The organism is Streptomyces sp. AB3(2024) (assembly GCF_041862025.1).
In the GTDB taxonomy this organism is placed as follows: domain Bacteria; phylum Actinomycetota; class Actinomycetes; order Streptomycetales; family Streptomycetaceae; genus Streptomyces.
In genome coordinates, this window is the sequence record NZ_JBGWAB010000156.1 from 1 (window position 1) to 16,839 (window position 16,839).

Below are 16,839 nucleotides of genomic sequence, written 5' to 3' on the forward strand. Positions count from 1 at the left end.
CCCCCCCCCCCCCCCCCCCCCCCCCCCCCCCCCCCCCCCCCCCCCCCCCCCCCCCCCCCCCCCCCCCCCCCGCGGGGCCCCAACCGCCTTCGCGGACGGACCGGTTGGGGGCCGTACCGATAGGATGACCTGATCATGGACCTCGGTACGGACATCACGATGACCTCCATCCCCGGCGGGCGGGTGACCCTGTCCGACCGGCGCACGCAGCGGAGCTGGCAGGTCGCCCTCGAACCCTGCCGGCTCTCCGCCCTCCCCGTCACCCAGGGGCTGTACGCGCAGGTCACCGGTCTGCGCCCGAGCACCGTCCACGGGGACCGGCTGCCCGTCGAGGGCGTCTCCTGGTGGGACGCGGTCCGCTTCTGCAACGCCCTCTCCCTGCGCGAGGGCCTCGCCCCCGTCTACCGCCTCGACGGCGAGAGCGCCGCATGGGACGCCTCCGCCGACGGCTACCGGCTGCCCACCGAGGCCGAATGGGAACACGCCTGCCGCGCCGGCACCGACGGCCCGCGCCACGGCCCCCTCGACGACATCGCCTGGTACCGGGGCAACTCGGACGGGACCCTCCACGAGGCGGGCGGCAAGCTCCCCAACGCCTGGGGCCTGCACGACATGCTCGGCAACGTCTGGGACTGGTGCTGGGACCTCTACGACCCCGAGGTCTACGGCACCTACCGGGTGCTGCGCGGCGGCGGCTGGTTCGACGAGCACTGGAGCTGCCGTGCCTCGGCCCGCCGCCGCAGCCACCCCACCTTCCGCGTCGACGACGTCGGCTTCCGCCTCGCCCGCTCCGGCGCGGCCTGAACCCGCCGGGCCGTCCCGGTCGACCCCCTGTCGCACCCGGCCCCGCCTGGCATACCGTGCCGGTTCCGGCACACAACCCACTGTGAGAGGCGCGTACGTGGACGACGGCGAACTGCTGTTCCTGGGGGTGGCCCGGCAGGCCGACCTCGTACGGTCGGGGAAGGTCACCGCGCGGGCGCTGACCGAGGCCGCGCTCCGGCGGACCGAACGCCTGGACCCCCGGCTCGGGGCGTTCCGCGCGGTCCTGGCCGGGCCGGCCCTCGCCGAGGCCGACGCCCGCGACGCGGCCCGCGCGGCCGGCGAGGGGGACCTGCCCCTGCTCGGGGTGCCCGTCGCCGTCAAGGACGAGCTCGACGTCGCCGGTGAGGTCACCACGTTCGGCGGCGCGGCCCACCGCGTCCCGGCAGCCAAGGACTCCGAGGCGGTCCGCCGGCTGCGGGCGGCCGGGGCCGTGATCATCGGCAAGACGGCGATGCCGGAGTACGGCCAGTGGCCGTTCACGGAGTCGTCCGCGCACGGCTACGCCCGCAACCCCTGGGACACCGCCCGCACCACCGGCGGCTCCAGCGGGGGCAGCGCCGCCGCCGTCGCCGCCGGACTGGCCGGCGCCGCGCTCGGCGGGGACGGCGGCGGATCCCTGCGCATCCCTGCCGCCTGCTGCGGGCTGTTCGCCCTCAAACCGCAGCGCGGCCGCGTCTCCACGGCCCCGCACCCCCACCTCTGGTACGCCCTCGGCACCATCGGACCGCTCACCCGCTCCGTGCTCGACAGCGCCCTGCTCTACGACGTCCTCGCCGGCCCGGCCCCCGGCGACCGCTGGGCGGCTCGGCCCGCCACGACGAGCTTCGTGCGGGCGGCCTCCACCGAGCCCGGCCGGCTGCGGATCGGCTGGTCGGCCACCCCCGCGGTACCCGGGGTGCGCCCCCACCCCGAACACGTGGCGGCCCTGCGGCGGACGGTGACGGCCCTGCGCGAACTGGGCCACGACGTACGGGAGGTCGACCCCCGCTACCCCGACACCACGACCGCGTTCCTGCCGCAGTTCTGCGGGGGCGTCCGCGCGGAGGCCCGCGCCGCCGACCGCCCCGACCTGCTCGAACGCCGCACCCGGCAGACCCTGCGGCTCGCCCGGCTGGTATCCGAGGCGGCCGTGGAGCGGGCCGTGCGCGCGGGGGAGCGGATGGCGGTACGGGCCAACCGCGTCTTCGACCGCGCCGACCTGCTGCTCACCCCGACGCTCGCCCGGCGGCCCCAACGGGTGGGTGCCCTGGACGGCGCGGGCTTGACGGGGGCGACGCTGCGCTCCCTCCCGATGATCGCCTACACGGCCCTGTGGAACGTCACCGGCAACCCCGCCGCCTCCCTCCCGGCCGGCTTCGGCTCGGACGGACTGCCGCTCGCCGTACAACTGGTGGGCCGGCAGCACGACGAGGAGACCGTCCTCCAGGTCTGCGCCCAGCTCGAAGCCGCCCGCCCGTGGGCCCACCGCATCCCCGGCCCGGCCTTCTGACGGACCCGTCGCGGCCGCGGGCCCGGCGTCGCCGCGGGCCCGGCCGGACGGTTCACGGACCTGCCGGACCTGCCGGACCTGCCGGACCTGCCGGGTCCGCACCGGCGGGCCCGGCCGGCCCGTTCCCCCGGTCCGTCCCGGCCGGCCCCTCGGGCCGCAGCCGCCGCCACACCGTCGGTACCGCGCTGATCAGCAGCGTCAGGCCCACCGCCAGGACCACGCCCTTCCACGGCTCGGAGAACAGCGAGCCGCCCACGATCCCGATCAGCGCGTACGTCGCCGCCCACGCCAGACACGCCGGCCCGTCCCCCCGCACGAACCGCCGCAGCGGCACGCCGCCCAGCAGACAGGCCAGCATCACCGGGATCCGCCCCGCCGGGACCAGCCGCGACAGCACCAGCACCAGCACCCCGTGCTCGTCCAGCCTCGCCTGCGCCCGCTCCAGCCGCTCCGGCGTGGCCCGCCCCCGCAGGGATTCCAGCCGGCGCGAGCCGCCCCGCGAACGCACCCCCCGCTGCCCGAGCCAGTACAGGGCGACGTCACCGCAGAAGGCCGCCACCGACGCCACCGCGAACACCCCCATCACCCCGAACGGCAACGCCTGCTGATGGAAGGCCACCACGGCCGCCGAACTCACCAGCGCCCCCGTGGGGACCACCGGCACCAACGCCCCCAGGGCCACCAGCACGAACAGCGCCGGGTACCCCACCGCCCGCTGCGTGGTCTCCGGCGGCACCCGGCCGACGACCTCCGCCGCCTCCCACCACGGCGTCACGGCAGCCGCACCCGCTCCCCGTGCCCGGGGACCCGTACGGTCACCTCCGGTGCGAGCCGCAGCGCGCACCGGGCGAACTCCGCGCCCGGCGAGTGGAACTCGTGCGGCCGCACCGCATCCATGCCGATGGGCCAGTACGTCCCGTAGTGGACCGGCACCGCCGCCGTCGGACCCAGCAGCGCCGCCGCCCGGGCCGCCCGCTCCGGATCCAGGTGCCCCGGCCCCAGGTAGGGCCCCCAGCCGCCGACCGGCAGCAGGGCCACGTCCACGGGCCCGACCTCCTCGGCCATGGCCTCGAACAGCCCGGTGTCCCCGGCGAAGTACGTGCGGGCCGCGCCCTGGACCACGTACCCCAGGGCCGGCGCCCGCTGCGGCCCGAGCGGCAGCCGCCGCCCGTCGTGCCGGGCGCTGACCGCCCGTACCCGTACGCCCTCGCGCACCGCGACCTCGTCCCCCGGGGCCACCTCCGTCACCGCCAGCCGGCGGATCCGCGCCAGCCGGGCCAGCCCCGGTACCGCCCGGCCCGCCCCGCGCGGCACCACCAGCCGGCTGCCCACCGGCAGCAGGGCCAGCGACGGCAGGTGCAGGTGGTCGGCGTGCAGGTGCGACACCAGCACCACGTCCGCCTCCGCCGCCTCCGGCGGGGGCACCGCACCGCGGCGCCGCCGCAGATGCGCGAACCGCCGGGCGAACAACGGGTCCGTCAGCACCCGTACCCCCGAATCCCGCACCGTGCACGTGGCATGACCCCACCAGGTGATCTCCACCGGCACCCCGGCACTCCCTCCCTCGGCCCCCGCGGTCCACCGAGCGTAGGTCTTCCCCCGCCGATCCGCGCGCAAGGCGGAAGCGGAGAAGCGGAACCCGACAGCCCCCTCCTCCCGGAGCCCACAACGGAGTAGGGTCGGGCGCCATGGATGCGCTGCGCGTGGCCGCGATCGCCAGCCTGGCCCCGCTGGAGGAACTCGACGCCGACCCCTTCGCCGTGGACACCCGCGGCCAGCACGCCATGTGCGCGCGCTGGGCCGCCCAGCAGGGCTACGTGGTCACCCGCCACCTGCTCTTCTACGGGCTGCGGGCCGACCACTGCGGGCTGTGGTGCGACGTGGACGCCGGGCAGGTCGACCTGTTCGTCGCCCCCAACCGCCGCGTCCTCGCCCGCGCGCTGCGCTCCGTCGAGGAGTTCACCGCGGAGTGCGCGCGCCGCGGGGTCCGCCTGGAGACCGCCGGGCTCGACGAACCGCACTACACCCCCGCGATGAAGGCCGAGGTGCACCGCCGCCTGTCCATGCCGACCGCCGGATACGACGGCACGTAGGCAGCCCTTCCGCACGCCCCTTCCGCACGACCCTCCCGCACGCCCGCCGCCCGCGTCCGTGCGCCATCCGTGTCGACCGGCCGGGTCCACCGCCCTGTGCGACGCTGGCGAGGGGACCGCGGGCGGGGCGCGGACCGTGGAGCGAGGCGGGTGCGGCGTGAGGCGAGGGCGGTTGCGGTGGCGGGCCGCGGGCGGCGCGCTGGTACGGGTGCTCGTGGTGTGGGCGGTGTCCACCCTCACCATGCTCGCGCTCGCCGCGCTCCTGCCCGACTTCCGGCTCCAGTCGGCCGACGGCGACAGCGTCACCCGGGTCGGGCTGACCGCCGCCTGGGCCGCCGGGGCCTTCGGCCTGCTGAGCGCCCTGGTCTGGCCCGCCCTCGTACGCGCCCTGCTGCTCGTGCCCGCCCTGGTGCTCGGGCTGCTGGTGTTCTTCCTCAACGGCTCGCTGCTGCTGATGGCGTTGAACCTGATCCCCGGGGAGCGGGGCGCCGAGGTCGCCCCCGACACCGCCGTGGTCGTCGCGGCGGTGATGTCCGCCGTGGCCTCGGCCACCTCCACCGCCCTCGCGGTACGCGACGACGAGGCCTACCGGCGCCGCCTGTACCGGCTCGCCGACCGCCGCCGGCGCCGCTACGGGACGCCCCCGGGAGGCAGCCCCGGACTGGTGTGCGTGCAGCTCGACGGGGTCGGCTTCGAGGTGCTGCGCCGCGCCGCGGCCGAGGGACTGATGCCGACGGTGGCGGACTGGCTGGAGCGCAGCCACCGCGTGACGTCCTGGCGCACCGACTGGTCCAGCCAGACCGGCGCGAGCCAGCTCGGCATCCTGCACGGCTCGAACTTCGACGTCCCGGCCTTCCGCTGGTACGAGAAGGACTCCCGCGAGGTGATGGTCTGCAACCGGCCCACCAGCGCGGCCGAACTCCAGCGCCGCGCCGTCGAACGCACCGCCGACGGCGGCCTGCTCACCCTCGACGGCGCCAGCCGCGGCAACCTCTTCGGCGGGGGCGCCGACCAGCTGGCGCTGGTGCTGTCTGTCGCGGCCCGCCGGGGCCCCGCCAACCGTTCCCGCTCCGGGTACTTCGCCTACTTCTCCGACCCGGCCAACGCGGTGCGCACCACCCTGTCCCTGGCCGCCGAGGTGGTCCGGGAGATCGGCCAGTCGCTGCGCGCCCGCGCCCGGAAGGTGACGCCCCGGGTCTCCCGCGGTGGCCTGTACCCGCTGATGAGGGCCTTCGCGACGGTCATCGAACGCGACGTGGTCGTCTACGCGGTGATCGGGGACATGCTCGCGGGCCGCGCCTCGGTCTACGCCGACCTGGTCGCCTACGACGAGGTCGCGCACCACTCGGGACCGCACGGCCACGACACCGACCGGGTGCTGGCCCGCCTCGACCGCAGCCTGGCGCTGATCGCCCGGGTCGCCGAGCACGCGCCGCGGGAGTACCGGTTCGTCCTGCTGTCGGACCACGGCCAGAGTCCCGGGGAGACCTTCCTCGGCCGTTACGGCCTGAGCCTGAAGGCCCTGGTCCGGGCCGGTTGCGGGCTGCCCGTCCCGCGCCGGGCCGGCCGGACCCGCAGCGGCGCCGAGGCGCGCGCGGCCGTCCGGGCCGCCCTGCACCGGCCGGTGGAGGAGACGGGCGAGGAGGCCCGCCCGGAGCCCGGACCGGATCCGGTGGTGCTGGCCTCGGGCAACCTCGGGCTGATCTCCTTCCCCGACGTGCCGGGGCGGGCCTCACGGCAGTGGATCGAACGTACGCACCCCGCCCTGCTGCCCACCCTGGCGAACCATCCCGGCGTGGGCTTCCTCCTGGTGGACGGGGAGGTGCTGGGGTCGGCCGGGGCGGCGGCCCGGCTGGACGTGCCCGGCGCGGCGGAGGAGCTGCTGGCGGCCTTCGGCCCGGGCGCGGCCGACGCGGTCCGCCGGACGGACTCGTTCCCGCACGTGGCGGACATCATGGTCAACTCCTCGTACGACCCGGAGACCGGGGCCGTCCACGCCTTCGAGGAGCAGATCGGCTCGCACGGGGGCCTCGGCGGGGAGCAGGGCCACCCCTTCCTGATGTGGCCGACGGAGCTGTCGGATCCCGGCCCGGAGCTGGTCGGCGCCGAGGCCGTGCACCACGTACTGCGCCGCTGGCTGCGGGAGGCGGACGGGCCGCAGGTCCCGCTGACCGGCGCCGGCCGACGCCCGGAGGATCACCGGCCGGACGGCCCACCGGACGGAACCCTTCCTTCCACAGGGGTGTCCGCGCCGGACGAAACCCGGTGATTTGGTGGCGTCTCCGGCGTGGTCAACCATGTGCTGACCTGCCCACCATGTGAGACATTCCGAGGCGCACCACCGATGACCAGCACCGCAGCCCCGTCGACCCAGGTCGACCGGGCCCCCGAAGCCCCCGCGGCACCCGGGCCCGCCGCCGTCCCGCCGGGCGCCCGCCCCGCGGACCGGCACGCCCGCCGCTTCGGCCTCCCGATCGCCATCTGCCTGGTCATGGGCAACATCATCGGCGGCGGGATCTTCCTGCTCCCCGCCTCGGTGGCACCCTTCGGCACGGTCAGCCTCGTGGCCTTCGCCGTCCTCACCGCCGGCGCGATCGCCCTCGCCCTGGTCTTCGGCCGCCTCGCCGAGCGCCACCCGCAGACCGGCGGGCCGTACGTGTACGTCCGCGCCGCGTTCGGGGACTTCGCGGGCTTCCTCGCCGCCTACAGCTACTGGATCACCACCTGGGTCTCCAACGCCGCCCTCGCGGTCGCGGCCGTCGGCTACCTCGGGGTGCTCTTCCCGGCCGTCGGCGCGCACCGGTGGTCCATGTGCCTGGCCGCCCTGGCCGTCCAGTGGCTGCCCGCCCTCGCCAACCTCGCCGGCACCCGGTACGTGGGCGCCGTCCAGCTCGTCGCGACCGTCCTGAAGCTGGCCCCGCTGCTGCTGGTGGCCGTCGGCGGGCTGTTCTTCTTCGACCCGGCGAACCTCGGCCCCTTCCGGGCCACCGACCAGAGCCCCGTCGGGGCCGTCTCGGCCTCCGCCGCGATCCTGCTCTTCAGCTACCTCGGCGTGGAATCCGCCGCGGTGAGCGCGGGCGAGGTCCGCGACCCGGCCCGCAACGTCGGCCGGGCCACCATCCTGGGCACGGCGGGCGCCGCGGTCGTCTACCTCCTCGGCACCCTCTCCGTCTTCGGGCTGGTCGCCCACGAGAAGCTCGTCTCCTCCCAGGCCCCCTTCTCCGACGCCGTCAACGCGATGTTCGGCGGCACCTGGGGCGGCACGGCCGTCGCCTGCGCCGCGGTGATCTCGATGGTCGGCGCGCTCAACGGCTGGACCCTGCTCAGCGCGCAGACCCCGTACGCCGCCGCCCGGGACGGGCTCTTCCCGAAGGTCTTCGAGACGAAGAAGCGCGGGGTCCCGGTGGTCGGCGTCCTGGTCACGGCCGTGCTGGCCTCCGCCCTGACCGTCTACAACTACACGGCCGGCTCTGCGGGCGTCTTCGAGATGCTGGTGCTCGTCACCACCTTCACGGCCACCGTCCCCTACCTGCTGTCCACCGCCGCGCAGCTCTACTTCCTGGCCTCCGGCCGGAGCGAGCGGGTCCGGCGCGGTCAGCTGGTGCGGGACGCCGTCCTCGCCGCCCTGGCCTTCGCCTTCTCGATGTGGCTGGTCGCCGGATCCGGCTACGCGGCCGTCTACCAGGGCGTGCTCTTCCTCTTCGCGGGCGTCCTGCTCTACGCGCTGATGGCCGCCCGCAAGCACCGGGCCCCTGCCTGACCTGCGGAGTAGCGTGGTCAGAGGGGACCGTCCAGGGGGTCGGAAAGGGGTCGCGATGTCGGCGATCAGAGAAACCATCGACATCTCCCGCAGCCCGGCGGAGGTCTACTCCTACGTGACGGACCCGACGCACCTGCCGGAATGGCAGGACAGCGCGGTGTCGGTCCACCCGCTGGGCGACATGCCGGTCCACGTCGGCTCCCGGGTCGAGATCACCCGGCGGATCGGCGGGCGGGAGTTCCCCACGACCATCGAGTTCCTGGAACTGGACCCGCCCAGGAGCTGGCACCTGCACGGGATCGACGGCCCCGTGCGGCCCGACGTGCGGGGCACCATCGAACCCCTCGGCGACGGCCGGCGCTCCCGGGTGACCCTCGCCATGGACTTCGAGGGCCACGGAGTCGGCAGGGCCCTCGTCCCGCTCCTGGTGCGGCCCTTCGCCCGCAAGGAGATGCCCCGGGGCGAGGAGAAGCTGAAACACATGCTCGAACACCCGGCCGCCTGAGGCACGCGGCCGGAACGCGGAAGCCCGCGCCGTACGAACGGCGCGGGCTTCCGCGTTCCGCCACCGGGCCCTCGGGCCCGGCGGCCGACTCAGTCGAGGTAGTCGCGCAGCACCTGCGAACGCGACGGGTGGCGCAGCTTCGACATGGTCTTGGACTCGATCTGGCGGATGCGCTCACGGGTGACCCCGTACACGCGGCCGATCTCGTCCAGGGTCTTCGGCTGCCCGTCGTTGAGGCCGTAGCGCATGGACACGACGCCCGCCTCGCGCTCCGAGAGCGTGCCCAGGATCGACTGGAGCTGCTCCTGGAGGAAGGTGAAGGACACCGCGTCGGCCGGGACGACCGCCTCGGAGTCCTCGATGAGGTCACCGAACTCGCTGTCGCCCTCCTCACCCAGGGGGGTGTGCAGGGAGATCGGCTCGCGGCCGTACTTCTGGACCTCGATGACCTTCTCGGGGGTCATGTCGAGTTCCTTGCCCAGCTCCTCCGGAGTGGGCTCCCGGCCGAGGTCCTGGAGCATCTGGCGCTGGACGCGCGCCAGCTTGTTGATGATCTCGACCATGTGGACGGGGATGCGGATCGTGCGCGACTGGTCGGCCATGGCACGCGTGATCGCCTGCCGGATCCACCAGGTCGCGTACGTGGAGAACTTGAAGCCCTTGGTGTAGTCGAACTTCTCCACGGCGCGGATCAGGCCGACGTTGCCCTCCTGGATCAGGTCCAGGAAGAGCATGCCGCGGCCGGTGTAGCGCTTGGCCAGCGAGACCACGAGGCGGAGGTTGGCCTCCAGCAGGTGGTTCTTGGCGCGCCGGCCGTCCTCGACGAGGATCTCCAGCTCGCGCTTGAACGCGGGCTTGTGGTCCTCCTCCTCTTCGAGCTTGTACTCGGAGAAGAGACCCGCCTCGATGCGCTTGGCGAGCTCGACCTCCTGCTCGGCGTTGAGCAGCGGCACCTTGCCGATCAGCTTCAGGTAGTCCTTGACGGGGTCGGCGGTGGCACCGGCGACCATGACGGTCTGCGCCGGGGCGTCGTCCTCGTCGTCGTCGGACAGCACGAAGCCCTGGGTTCCGGTCGCCTTGGGCGTCTCCTCCTCGGCCTCGTCGGCGAGGTCCTCGGCGGCCCAGTCCTCGCCCTCGGCGCCCGGGTTCTCGGCGTCGTCCGCGTCCTTGGCGCCGGCCTTCTTCGTGGCGGCGGTCTTCTTGGTGGCCGTGGCCTTCTTGGCGGCGGTCTTCTTGACCGTGCGCTTCTTCGGCTCGGCGGCGGCCTCGGCCGTCGCCTCGTCCCCGGTGGCGGCGGCCGACGGAGCGGATATCGCCGCCGCGGTGGCGGGGGCGGTGGCCGAGGTCTTGCGCGCGCCGATGGGGCGCGGCGGGGCGGCGGCCTTCTTCGTCACGGTACGGGCGGGGGCGGCGGCCGCCTTGCGGGGCTTCTTGGCAGCGGCCTTGGTGGCGGGGGCGGCGCTGACGTGGAGGGCGACACCCTCCTCGTCCAGGACCTGGTTCAGGCTGCGCAGGACCCGCTTCCACTGGTCCACCGGGATGCGGCCGGCCTCGAAGGCCTGGCGCACATCGTCACCGTTGATGTGACCCTGCTCGCGGCCGCGCTCGACGAGCGCGACGAGGGCCTCCGATTCGGCGATCTCCGGAGGGAACGTACGGGACGGGCTGAGCGACACAAGGAGCCTCTCGTTGCGAACAGATAAGGGGTGGGCGGGACATCATCGCGCGAACTCGGGAAACAGACCCGAGGGGGGTCTGTATTCCGGGGCCGCGCGAGGACACCTGTCGGTTCATCGCATGCCCGAGTCGATTCGTTACGCGCTGAATTGAGTGACCTGCGCCACGCTGTGGCCGCGCAACCGATTCCGCGTGGATCCGTCCGCGCCGGATTCACGCCTTCCGCCGGTCCGACCTCAGTCCGTTTTGCGAGCTTCGATCAGGAAACGGGCGGTGTGCGCGACGAACGGGCCCTCGCGCTCGATCCGTTCGTGGAGCTCGCGCAGCCGGTCCCGGTACTGCCCGACCGTGAAGCCGGGCACCATCCAGATCACCTTCCGGAGAAAGTAGATCACGGCTCCGATGTCGTGGAACTCCGTCCGCAGCCGCTCGGAGCGCAGATCGACGACTTCCAGGCCCGCCTTCGTGGCGTCGGCGACCGCGTCGTCGGGGTGGCGGGCACGGCGCACCTCCTGCGGCTGCGGGCCCAGGAAGTACTCGACGAGCTCGAACACGCTGGCCGGTCCGACCTGCTGCGAGAGGTACGTCCCGCCCGGTGTCAGCACCCGCGCGATCTCCTCCCACCAGATGGTCACCGGGTGCCGGCTGGTGACCAGCTCGAAGGCCTCGTCGCCGAAGGGCAGCGGCGGCTCGTCGGCGTCGGCCACCACCACCGCGCCGAGCGGGTGCAGCAGCCGGGTCGCCCGGTCGATGTTCGGCGGCCAGGACTCCGTGGCCGCCGCCAGCGGGGGAAGGGGGCCCGCGCCCGCCAGCACCTCGCCCCCGCCGGTCTGGACGTCCAGGACGGACCTGACCCGTGCCAGTCGCTCGGCCAGCAGTCGCTGGTATCCCCAGGAGGGCCGCTGCTCGGTGGCCCGGCCGTCCAGCCAGGAGAAGTCCCAGCCGTCCACGGAGACGGTCTCGGCCTCGGCGACGAGATGGTCGAAAGTGCGTGTCATGCCCCGATCGTCCCAGGTCGGGCCCCGGCGGACCACCGGATATGTCGACTAGACTGTGCGGCGGGCCGTGACTGGCGTTCGGGTGGATCACCACCGGGGAGCGGCCCGGCGTACCCACCTCCGTACGTCGACTGCCGCGCGCCTGGGCGATCCGCGATCCGCAGCGACGTTCAGGAGACCCCATGACGACCGCCACTGCCCAGCTGATGGACGGCACCGCCCTCGCCCGCCGCATCTCCGAGCAGACCGCCGCGCTCGCGGCGAAGATCACCGAGCGCACCGGCACCGCGCCCTGCCTCGCCACCGTCCTCGTCGGCGAGGACCCCGCGTCCGTCACCTACGTGCGCATGAAGCAAAACCGTTGCACCAAGGCCGGGATCACCTCCCGCCACGTGGAGCTGCCCGCCTCCACCACCACGGAGGAGCTGGTCGCGGCCCTCACCGCGCTCTCCGAGGACCCGGAGATCAGCGGCATCCTGCTCCAGCACCCCGTCCCGCACCACATCGACGAGCGCGCCGCCTTCGAGGCCATCGCCCCGGGCAAGGACGTCGACGGGGTCACCATGCACTCCTTCGCCGCCATGGGCTTCGGACTGCCGGGCTTCGTCTCCTGCACCCCCGGCGGCATCATGCGCCTCCTGGAGGCCTATGACGTCGACCTCACGGGCAAGCACGCCGTCGTCGTCGGCCGCAGCGCCATCCTGGGCAAGCCGGCCGGCATGCTGCTGCTGGAGCGCAACGCAACGGTCACTTACTGTCACTCCCGCACCGTGGACCTGCCCTCGATCGTGCGCCAGGCCGACGTGCTGGTCGCCGCCGTGGGCAAGGCCGAGTTCATCCGCGGCGAGGACATCAAGCCGGGCGCGGTCGTGCTCGACGCCGGCTACAACGAGGGCAACGTCGGCGACGTCCACTTCGAGTCGGCTGCGGCCCGCGCCTCCCTGATCACCCCGGTGCCCGGCGGCGTCGGCCCGATGACCATCGCCGTCCTGCTGGAGCAGACGGTGCACGCCGCGGCGGCGCAGGCCGGCCTGGACCTCGCGGCCCTCTGACCCCCACCGCACGCGACGCGTACGCGGTACCGCGAACGCCCCGGACCCTCCGGTCCGACGCGTACGCGGTACCGCGAACGCCCCGGACCCTCCGGTCCGGGGCGTTCGCCGTGTCCGCGCGGGGCTGCGGAGGGGGGCACCGAGCCCGGCCGGGCGCGCCGGGCCCCGCCGGACGGCTCAGCCCGTCGCCGGCGCTCCCCGGCGGGCCGCCGCCACGATCGGGGACGCGCGGAACTCCCGGGCGAGCGCCGTCAGCGGCTGGGAGTCCAGCCGGTGCCGGCCGGCGTCCGTCCGCCCCGTCCCGGCCGCAGGGCCGTCGGCGCCGTCCCGGTCGGCGGCCGCCCGCAGCCGGCAGGCCGCGGCGAGCATGGCGGCGTCCGCCACCACCGAGGCGGCCGGCTCGTCCAGGCCCTGCCGGCGCGCGGCCCCGTACGCCTGCGCACGCACCTCGGGGTCGAACCAGCCGGCCAGGGCCAGCAGCCCGTCGTCGATCACCGACTCGCGGTGGACCAGCCGGATCCCCACCGGTGACCACCAGGTCAGCGGGACCGTCGTCACGTTGCGGGACGCGAACCCGCGCAGCGCTTTCCACAGCGGCCGCAGCCTGCGGTACTGGCTGAAGTCCCGCCAGGCCTCCGAGCCGCCGGCCAGGGGCACGATGAACCCCGCCCCGACCATCACACCGGCCGCGGCGGCCAGCGGGGGCGCCACGTCCGTCGACAGGTACACCCAGTCGCGGCCGGCCCAGCGGGCGGCCACCGCGGCCCACTTCGCGGCGAGGTAGGACAGGTCCAGCGCCCCGCCGAGCACGATCAGGGCCAGCCCGCAGCGCAACGGGCGCAGCGAGCGGTCCGCACGCCCCAGCCACTTCCCGCACAGCCAGGTCAGCGCCGAGGTGCCCACGGTGTGCGCCACCAGGAAGCAGACGATCATCTCGCGGATCCAGGGCGTCGTGGCGTAGTACACGTCCAGGTCCCGGAGCCGTTCCACCGGCGCGTCGCCGATCACGAACAGGGCGACGATCGCGACGGCCGCCGTGCCGAAGACGGCGATCGTCCGCCGCGTGGCCCGTCGCACGGCCGCGGGCGGCCCGCCGCGCCACTGCAGGACGAGGACGACGCACGCCCCGGAGAACAGCGTGGCCAGGCAGAACACCAGCGGGGCGGAGAAGTTGACCACGCCGGTGAAACGGTTGACCGCCGAGATCGTCGGCGGCGACGCCAGGAAGTTGATGGGGGCGCCCAGGACGAGCAGCGCGCACGCCGTCCGGTTCAGGGGCTGGTCCCAGTCCCGGCGCATGCTCGGGGCCTTGATCAGCAGTGCCAGGACCATCAGGATGCCCGGCAGCTGCACCAGGATCCCGCCGCTCACCGGCTCTGCCCGAGGGGGTCGGCGGGGTCCGCCGGGTCTGCCTCGTCCACCGGCTCCGCCGGTCCGGCCGCCGGGGGGAGCCCGCCGACGGCCCGCTCCGCCGCGGTGAGCGGCGGCACCGGCGACGCGCCCCGGTCCGAAGCGCGCAGCACGTGCCAGAGCACCGACGGGCGCAGCCAGTGGGCCGGCGCGTCGCTCATGGTGATGACGTCGAACAGGGCCGCGGTGAGCACCTCGTCGGTGGTGGCGCCCGTCATCAGCCGGCCGACGTAGGCGTCGAGGAGCCCGGCCCCGGGCCGCGGCTCCATGCCGGTGGCCCCCGGATAGCGGATGTCCTGCGTCGTGGCGAGCTCCCAGGCGGTGCTCACCTGCGGGGTGAGCGCCCGCTGTGCCGCGCGGCCGGTGCCCGGGTGGCCGAGCCCTTTCGCCCGCAGCAGTTCCCGTACGGCCAGCAGCCCCTGCGCGGCGACCGACATGCCCTGCCCGTACAGCGGGTTGAAGGTGGCGACGGCGTCTCCGACGGCGAAGAAGCCGTCGGGCAGCTCCGCCTTCTCGAAGAAGACGCGGCGGTTGGCGTTGCCCCGGGTGACGGCGACGTCCGACAGGGGCTTCCTGCCCTCCAGCAGATCGCCGACGACCGGGTCCCGCAGCCCCTTGGCGAAGGGGACGAACAGGTCGGGGTCCCCGGTCGGCTCGCCGCCCCGGGTGCCGGAGAGGGTGGCCTGCCACCGGCCGTCCTCGATGGGCACGATCGTGCCCGTCCGCCCGGGTACGGGCACGCGGGGATCGGACTGCACGTTGACGATGGGGAACCCCGCCGCGTGCGCCCCGGCCGGGGCTTCGAAGATCCGCGTCGCGTAGACGAGACCGGAGTCGACCTCGGACCGCCGGATGCCGCCCACGCCGAGCGCCCCGAGCCAGGCCGTGGCCCGGGAACCGCGTCCGCTCGCGTCGACCACGAGGTCGGCGGTCACCAGCCGGTCCCGCTCCTCGGGGGTGTCGACCCGGACGCCGGTGATCCGGGCCGCGGTGCCCTCCAGGCCGCGGACCCGGCTCCGCTGGAGGACGCGGACCCCGTCGAGGCCCGTCACCCGGTCTCGGACCACCGAGTCGAGGAGGTCGCGGCTGCAGGAGATGTTGAACTGCTTCTCCCCGCACCGCGAGATCCAGCCCTGCGCCGTCATGGTGGCCAGGTCGGTGGGCAGACTGCGGCGCAGGGCGCCCGCGCCCGTCCAGTCGGCGGTGATGCCGGGCAGGATCCGCTCGAAGGCACGCGCCCCGCCCGACCAGAGCAGGTGGGTGTGGCGGGCCTGGGGGAGTCCCCGGCGCGGCGCCGGGCCCTCGGGCAGCACGTCCGCCTCGATGACGGTGACCGTCGCGTGTTCGGCCAGTACGGCGGCCGCGAGGAGGCCGATCAGGCTGCCGCCGATGACAACGGCGTGGCGGGGCGCGGAAGACTGGTTCATCGTGGCGGGCTCTCTGTCTGGGGCCGCGGCCGGGGCAGCGGCGCGTGGGGCCGGCGGCCGGCTGGGGCGCGGGTCACCGGCGGGGCGTGGGGCTTCCCCAGCCGAGCGAGGTGCTGATGCGCTCGATCGCCTCGGGGAGCCGCTCCTCCCGGGGGCCCCGGAGGTAGGGCCGCAGGAGTTTTCCCAGGTGCAAGCCGAAGGTCTCGGCCCGGATCTCCGCCGGGTCCCCCAGGTCGGCCCGGGCGGCGGCCTGCCGGATCACAGAGGCCAGCCCGGTCTCGGACTCCACGAGTCCGGCGAGGCAGCCGTGGCGCCCCGTCAGGCGGGCGGCGACCGTCATGCCCGGACCGAGGTCGAAGGAGGTCCCCTCCTCCACGTGCCACAACTCGTGGCAGGCGATGACGAGCTGGTGCTCGGGGCGGGTGTGCGCCTCGATGACGATCAGGTCGCGGTCGTCGAGGTCCAGCCACAGTCCGCTGGCCGAGTCCGGGGGGAACGGGGCGAAGTGGAAGTCGACCGGCCGTCCGGCGCGCCGGCGTTCGAAGGCGGCACAGAGGGCGCCGATGATCCCGGCGGCATCGGTGGGCCGGGTGATCCGCGTACCGGCCAGCAGGTCGGCGCCGAGCCCGCGCATGGCCCGTGTGGTCCTCATGGCGCCGCACCCCCGACGGGGTGGGGCCGGGCGGCGGCTCGCACGGGGTCATTCTCCATATGTCGACAAGACGTTCGATCAGTTTGTTTTCAGCGCAGCCTAGCCGCCGTTCCCGCCCCCCAACCAGCGCCTCCCGAATGGTGGCCCCGGCCGGGCACGCCGACACCCCGCCATGACCCCGGAGGTAATCGACCCCTCTCCGGCGCGCGGGCACAGTGGGGTCCACGGGCTCCGGGGCCGCGCACTCGGCTCCGGGACCCGCACCCCGACATCCACCGACCGACCTCGACGGAGGCTGATCCGCCATGTCCGCGACCCTGTTCGCCGGCTTCGCCCGCACGACCGTCCCGCAGACGGCGCTGCGCCGCTTTCTCGCCCTCGACGCCGTGGTCACCACCGGCAACGGCCTCGCCTACGCCGTCTTCGGCGCACCCCTCGGCCGGCTGCTCGGCGTCGCCGGACCGACCCTGCTGGAACTCGGGCTCCTCCTCACGGCCTACGGCGCGGGCGTCGGGTGGCTCGCCTCGCGCCGCCGCCCGCCGGCCCTCCCGGTGAAGTGCGTCATCGGGGCCAACTACGCCTGGGCGGCCCTCAGCCTGCTCTCGCTCGCCCTCTGGTTCTCTCCCACCACGGCCGGCGCGGTCTGGATCCCGGCGCAGGCGCTCGTCGTCGCCTGCTTCGCGCTGCTCCAGCAGCAGGCGCTGCGCGCGGCCGGCTCAGGGAGCCAGTGAACGCAGGTACTTCACCGTCGCCGGGTCGGCCGGGAGGAAGGTCTCGATGGCCAGCTCGGCGACCGTCACGTCCAGCGGCGTGTTGAAGGTCGAGATCGAGGACACGAAGGACAGCAGGTGCCCGTCGTGCTCGATCAGCAGGGGCAGCGCGATGTACGGGACCGGCTCCTCGCCGCCCGCGCCGCCCGCGCCGCCCGCGCCGCCCGCGCCGCCCGCGCCG

The 16,839-nt window shown here is 74.7% G+C and carries 15 protein-coding genes, 1 pseudogene and 1 riboswitch; of the genes and pseudogenes, 8 read left to right on the forward strand and 8 right to left on the reverse strand.

Translation table 11 applies throughout. The features are described from left to right. The first annotated feature begins 135 nt into the window (after nt 1–135). Nucleotides 136–804, forward strand: a complete 669-nt coding sequence (locus ACEPPI_RS35695; protein WP_373919419.1) for a formylglycine-generating enzyme family protein — start codon at nt 136–138, stop codon at nt 802–804. Between the two features lie 97 nt (nt 805–901). Then, complete coding sequence (locus ACEPPI_RS35700) at nt 902–2,314, forward strand: amidase (RefSeq protein ID WP_373919420.1); 1,413 nt, start codon at nt 902–904, stop codon at nt 2,312–2,314. A gap of 52 nt (nt 2,315–2,366) precedes the next feature. On the opposite strand, the gene ACEPPI_RS35705 is transcribed toward ACEPPI_RS35700, so the two are convergent. Further along, nucleotides 2,367–3,089, reverse strand: a complete 723-nt coding sequence (locus ACEPPI_RS35705; RefSeq protein WP_373919421.1) for a DedA family protein — start codon at nt 3,087–3,089, stop codon at nt 2,367–2,369. Then, entirely contained in the window at nt 3,086–3,862 is a 777-nt protein-coding gene (locus tag ACEPPI_RS35710; protein WP_373919422.1) for an MBL fold metallo-hydrolase, read from the reverse strand. Before ACEPPI_RS35710 ends, ACEPPI_RS35705 begins: the two co-directional genes overlap by 4 nt. 140 nt (nt 3,863–4,002) lie before the next feature. Between ACEPPI_RS35710 and ACEPPI_RS35715 the strand changes: the two genes are divergently transcribed. The 4 genes from ACEPPI_RS35715 to ACEPPI_RS35730 all read left to right on the forward strand — a co-directional run bounded on the left by ACEPPI_RS35715 (nt 4,003) and on the right by ACEPPI_RS35730 (nt 8,672). Next, nucleotides 4,003–4,407, forward strand: coding sequence for a hypothetical protein (locus tag ACEPPI_RS35715; RefSeq protein ID WP_373919423.1), 405 nt, complete (start codon nt 4,003–4,005; stop codon nt 4,405–4,407). A 157-nt stretch (nt 4,408–4,564) separates the two neighbouring features. After that, complete coding sequence (locus ACEPPI_RS35720) at nt 4,565–6,676, forward strand: phage holin family protein (protein ID WP_373919424.1); 2,112 nt, start codon at nt 4,565–4,567, stop codon at nt 6,674–6,676. Nucleotides 6,677–6,751: 75 nt separating this feature from the next. Then, nucleotides 6,752–8,167, forward strand: coding sequence for an amino acid permease (locus ACEPPI_RS35725; protein ID WP_373919425.1), 1,416 nt, complete (start codon nt 6,752–6,754; stop codon nt 8,165–8,167). A gap of 55 nt (nt 8,168–8,222) precedes the next feature. Continuing rightward, a complete protein-coding gene (locus ACEPPI_RS35730) occupies nt 8,223–8,672 on the forward strand; it encodes an SRPBCC family protein (RefSeq protein ID WP_373919426.1) in 450 nt (149 codons plus the stop codon). An 89-nt stretch (nt 8,673–8,761) separates the two neighbouring features. On the opposite strand, the gene ACEPPI_RS35735 is transcribed toward ACEPPI_RS35730, so the two are convergent. Further along, the gene (locus ACEPPI_RS35735; protein WP_373919427.1) at nt 8,762–10,348 is read right to left on the reverse strand and encodes an RNA polymerase sigma factor; all 1,587 of its coding nucleotides are present in this window, start codon (nt 10,346–10,348) and stop codon (nt 8,762–8,764) included. A gap of 237 nt (nt 10,349–10,585) precedes the next feature. Next, nucleotides 10,586–11,347, reverse strand: coding sequence for a methyltransferase domain-containing protein (locus ACEPPI_RS35740; RefSeq protein WP_373919428.1), 762 nt, complete (start codon nt 11,345–11,347; stop codon nt 10,586–10,588). Nucleotides 11,348–11,404: 57 nt separating this feature from the next. After that, nucleotides 11,405–11,502, forward strand: a riboswitch (ZMP/ZTP riboswitch). Nucleotides 11,503–11,529: 27 nt separating this feature from the next. On the opposite strand from ACEPPI_RS35740, the gene ACEPPI_RS35745 reads away from it, so the two are divergent. Further along, nucleotides 11,530–12,399 carry a bifunctional 5,10-methylenetetrahydrofolate dehydrogenase/5,10-methenyltetrahydrofolate cyclohydrolase gene (locus ACEPPI_RS35745; RefSeq protein WP_373919429.1) on the forward strand — a complete coding sequence of 290 codons (870 nt, stop codon included), beginning with the start codon at nt 11,530–11,532 and terminating at the stop codon, nt 12,397–12,399. Between the two features lie 177 nt (nt 12,400–12,576). Here the strand turns inward: ACEPPI_RS35745 and ACEPPI_RS35750 are convergent, their stop codons facing one another. The 3 genes from ACEPPI_RS35750 to ACEPPI_RS35760 form a co-directional block, all read right to left on the reverse strand. Then, a complete protein-coding gene (locus ACEPPI_RS35750; RefSeq protein WP_373919430.1) occupies nt 12,577–13,770 on the reverse strand; it encodes an MAB_1171c family putative transporter in 1,194 nt (397 codons plus the stop codon). Further along, the gene (locus tag ACEPPI_RS35755; protein ID WP_373919431.1) at nt 13,767–15,236 is read right to left on the reverse strand and encodes an NAD(P)/FAD-dependent oxidoreductase; all 1,470 of its coding nucleotides are present in this window, start codon (nt 15,234–15,236) and stop codon (nt 13,767–13,769) included. The genes ACEPPI_RS35750 and ACEPPI_RS35755 overlap by 4 nt, the downstream gene beginning before the upstream one ends. A gap of 73 nt (nt 15,237–15,309) precedes the next feature. Beyond that, nucleotides 15,310–15,888, reverse strand: a complete 579-nt coding sequence (locus ACEPPI_RS35760) for a toxin-antitoxin system, toxin component (RefSeq protein ID WP_373919432.1) — start codon at nt 15,886–15,888, stop codon at nt 15,310–15,312. Nucleotides 15,889–16,193: 305 nt separating this feature from the next. Here ACEPPI_RS35760 and ACEPPI_RS35765 point away from each other — a divergent pair, with 305 nt between their 5' ends. Then, on the forward strand, nt 16,194–16,619 hold the full coding sequence (locus ACEPPI_RS35765) for a hypothetical protein (RefSeq protein WP_373919433.1): 426 nt from the start codon (nt 16,194–16,196) through the stop codon (nt 16,617–16,619). On the opposite strand, the pseudogene ACEPPI_RS35770 reads toward ACEPPI_RS35765, so the two are convergent. Next, a pseudogene (locus ACEPPI_RS35770) lies at nt 16,605–16,839 on the reverse strand (transcriptional regulator); the annotation flags it as partial. The gene ACEPPI_RS35765 and the pseudogene ACEPPI_RS35770 overlap by 15 nt on opposite strands.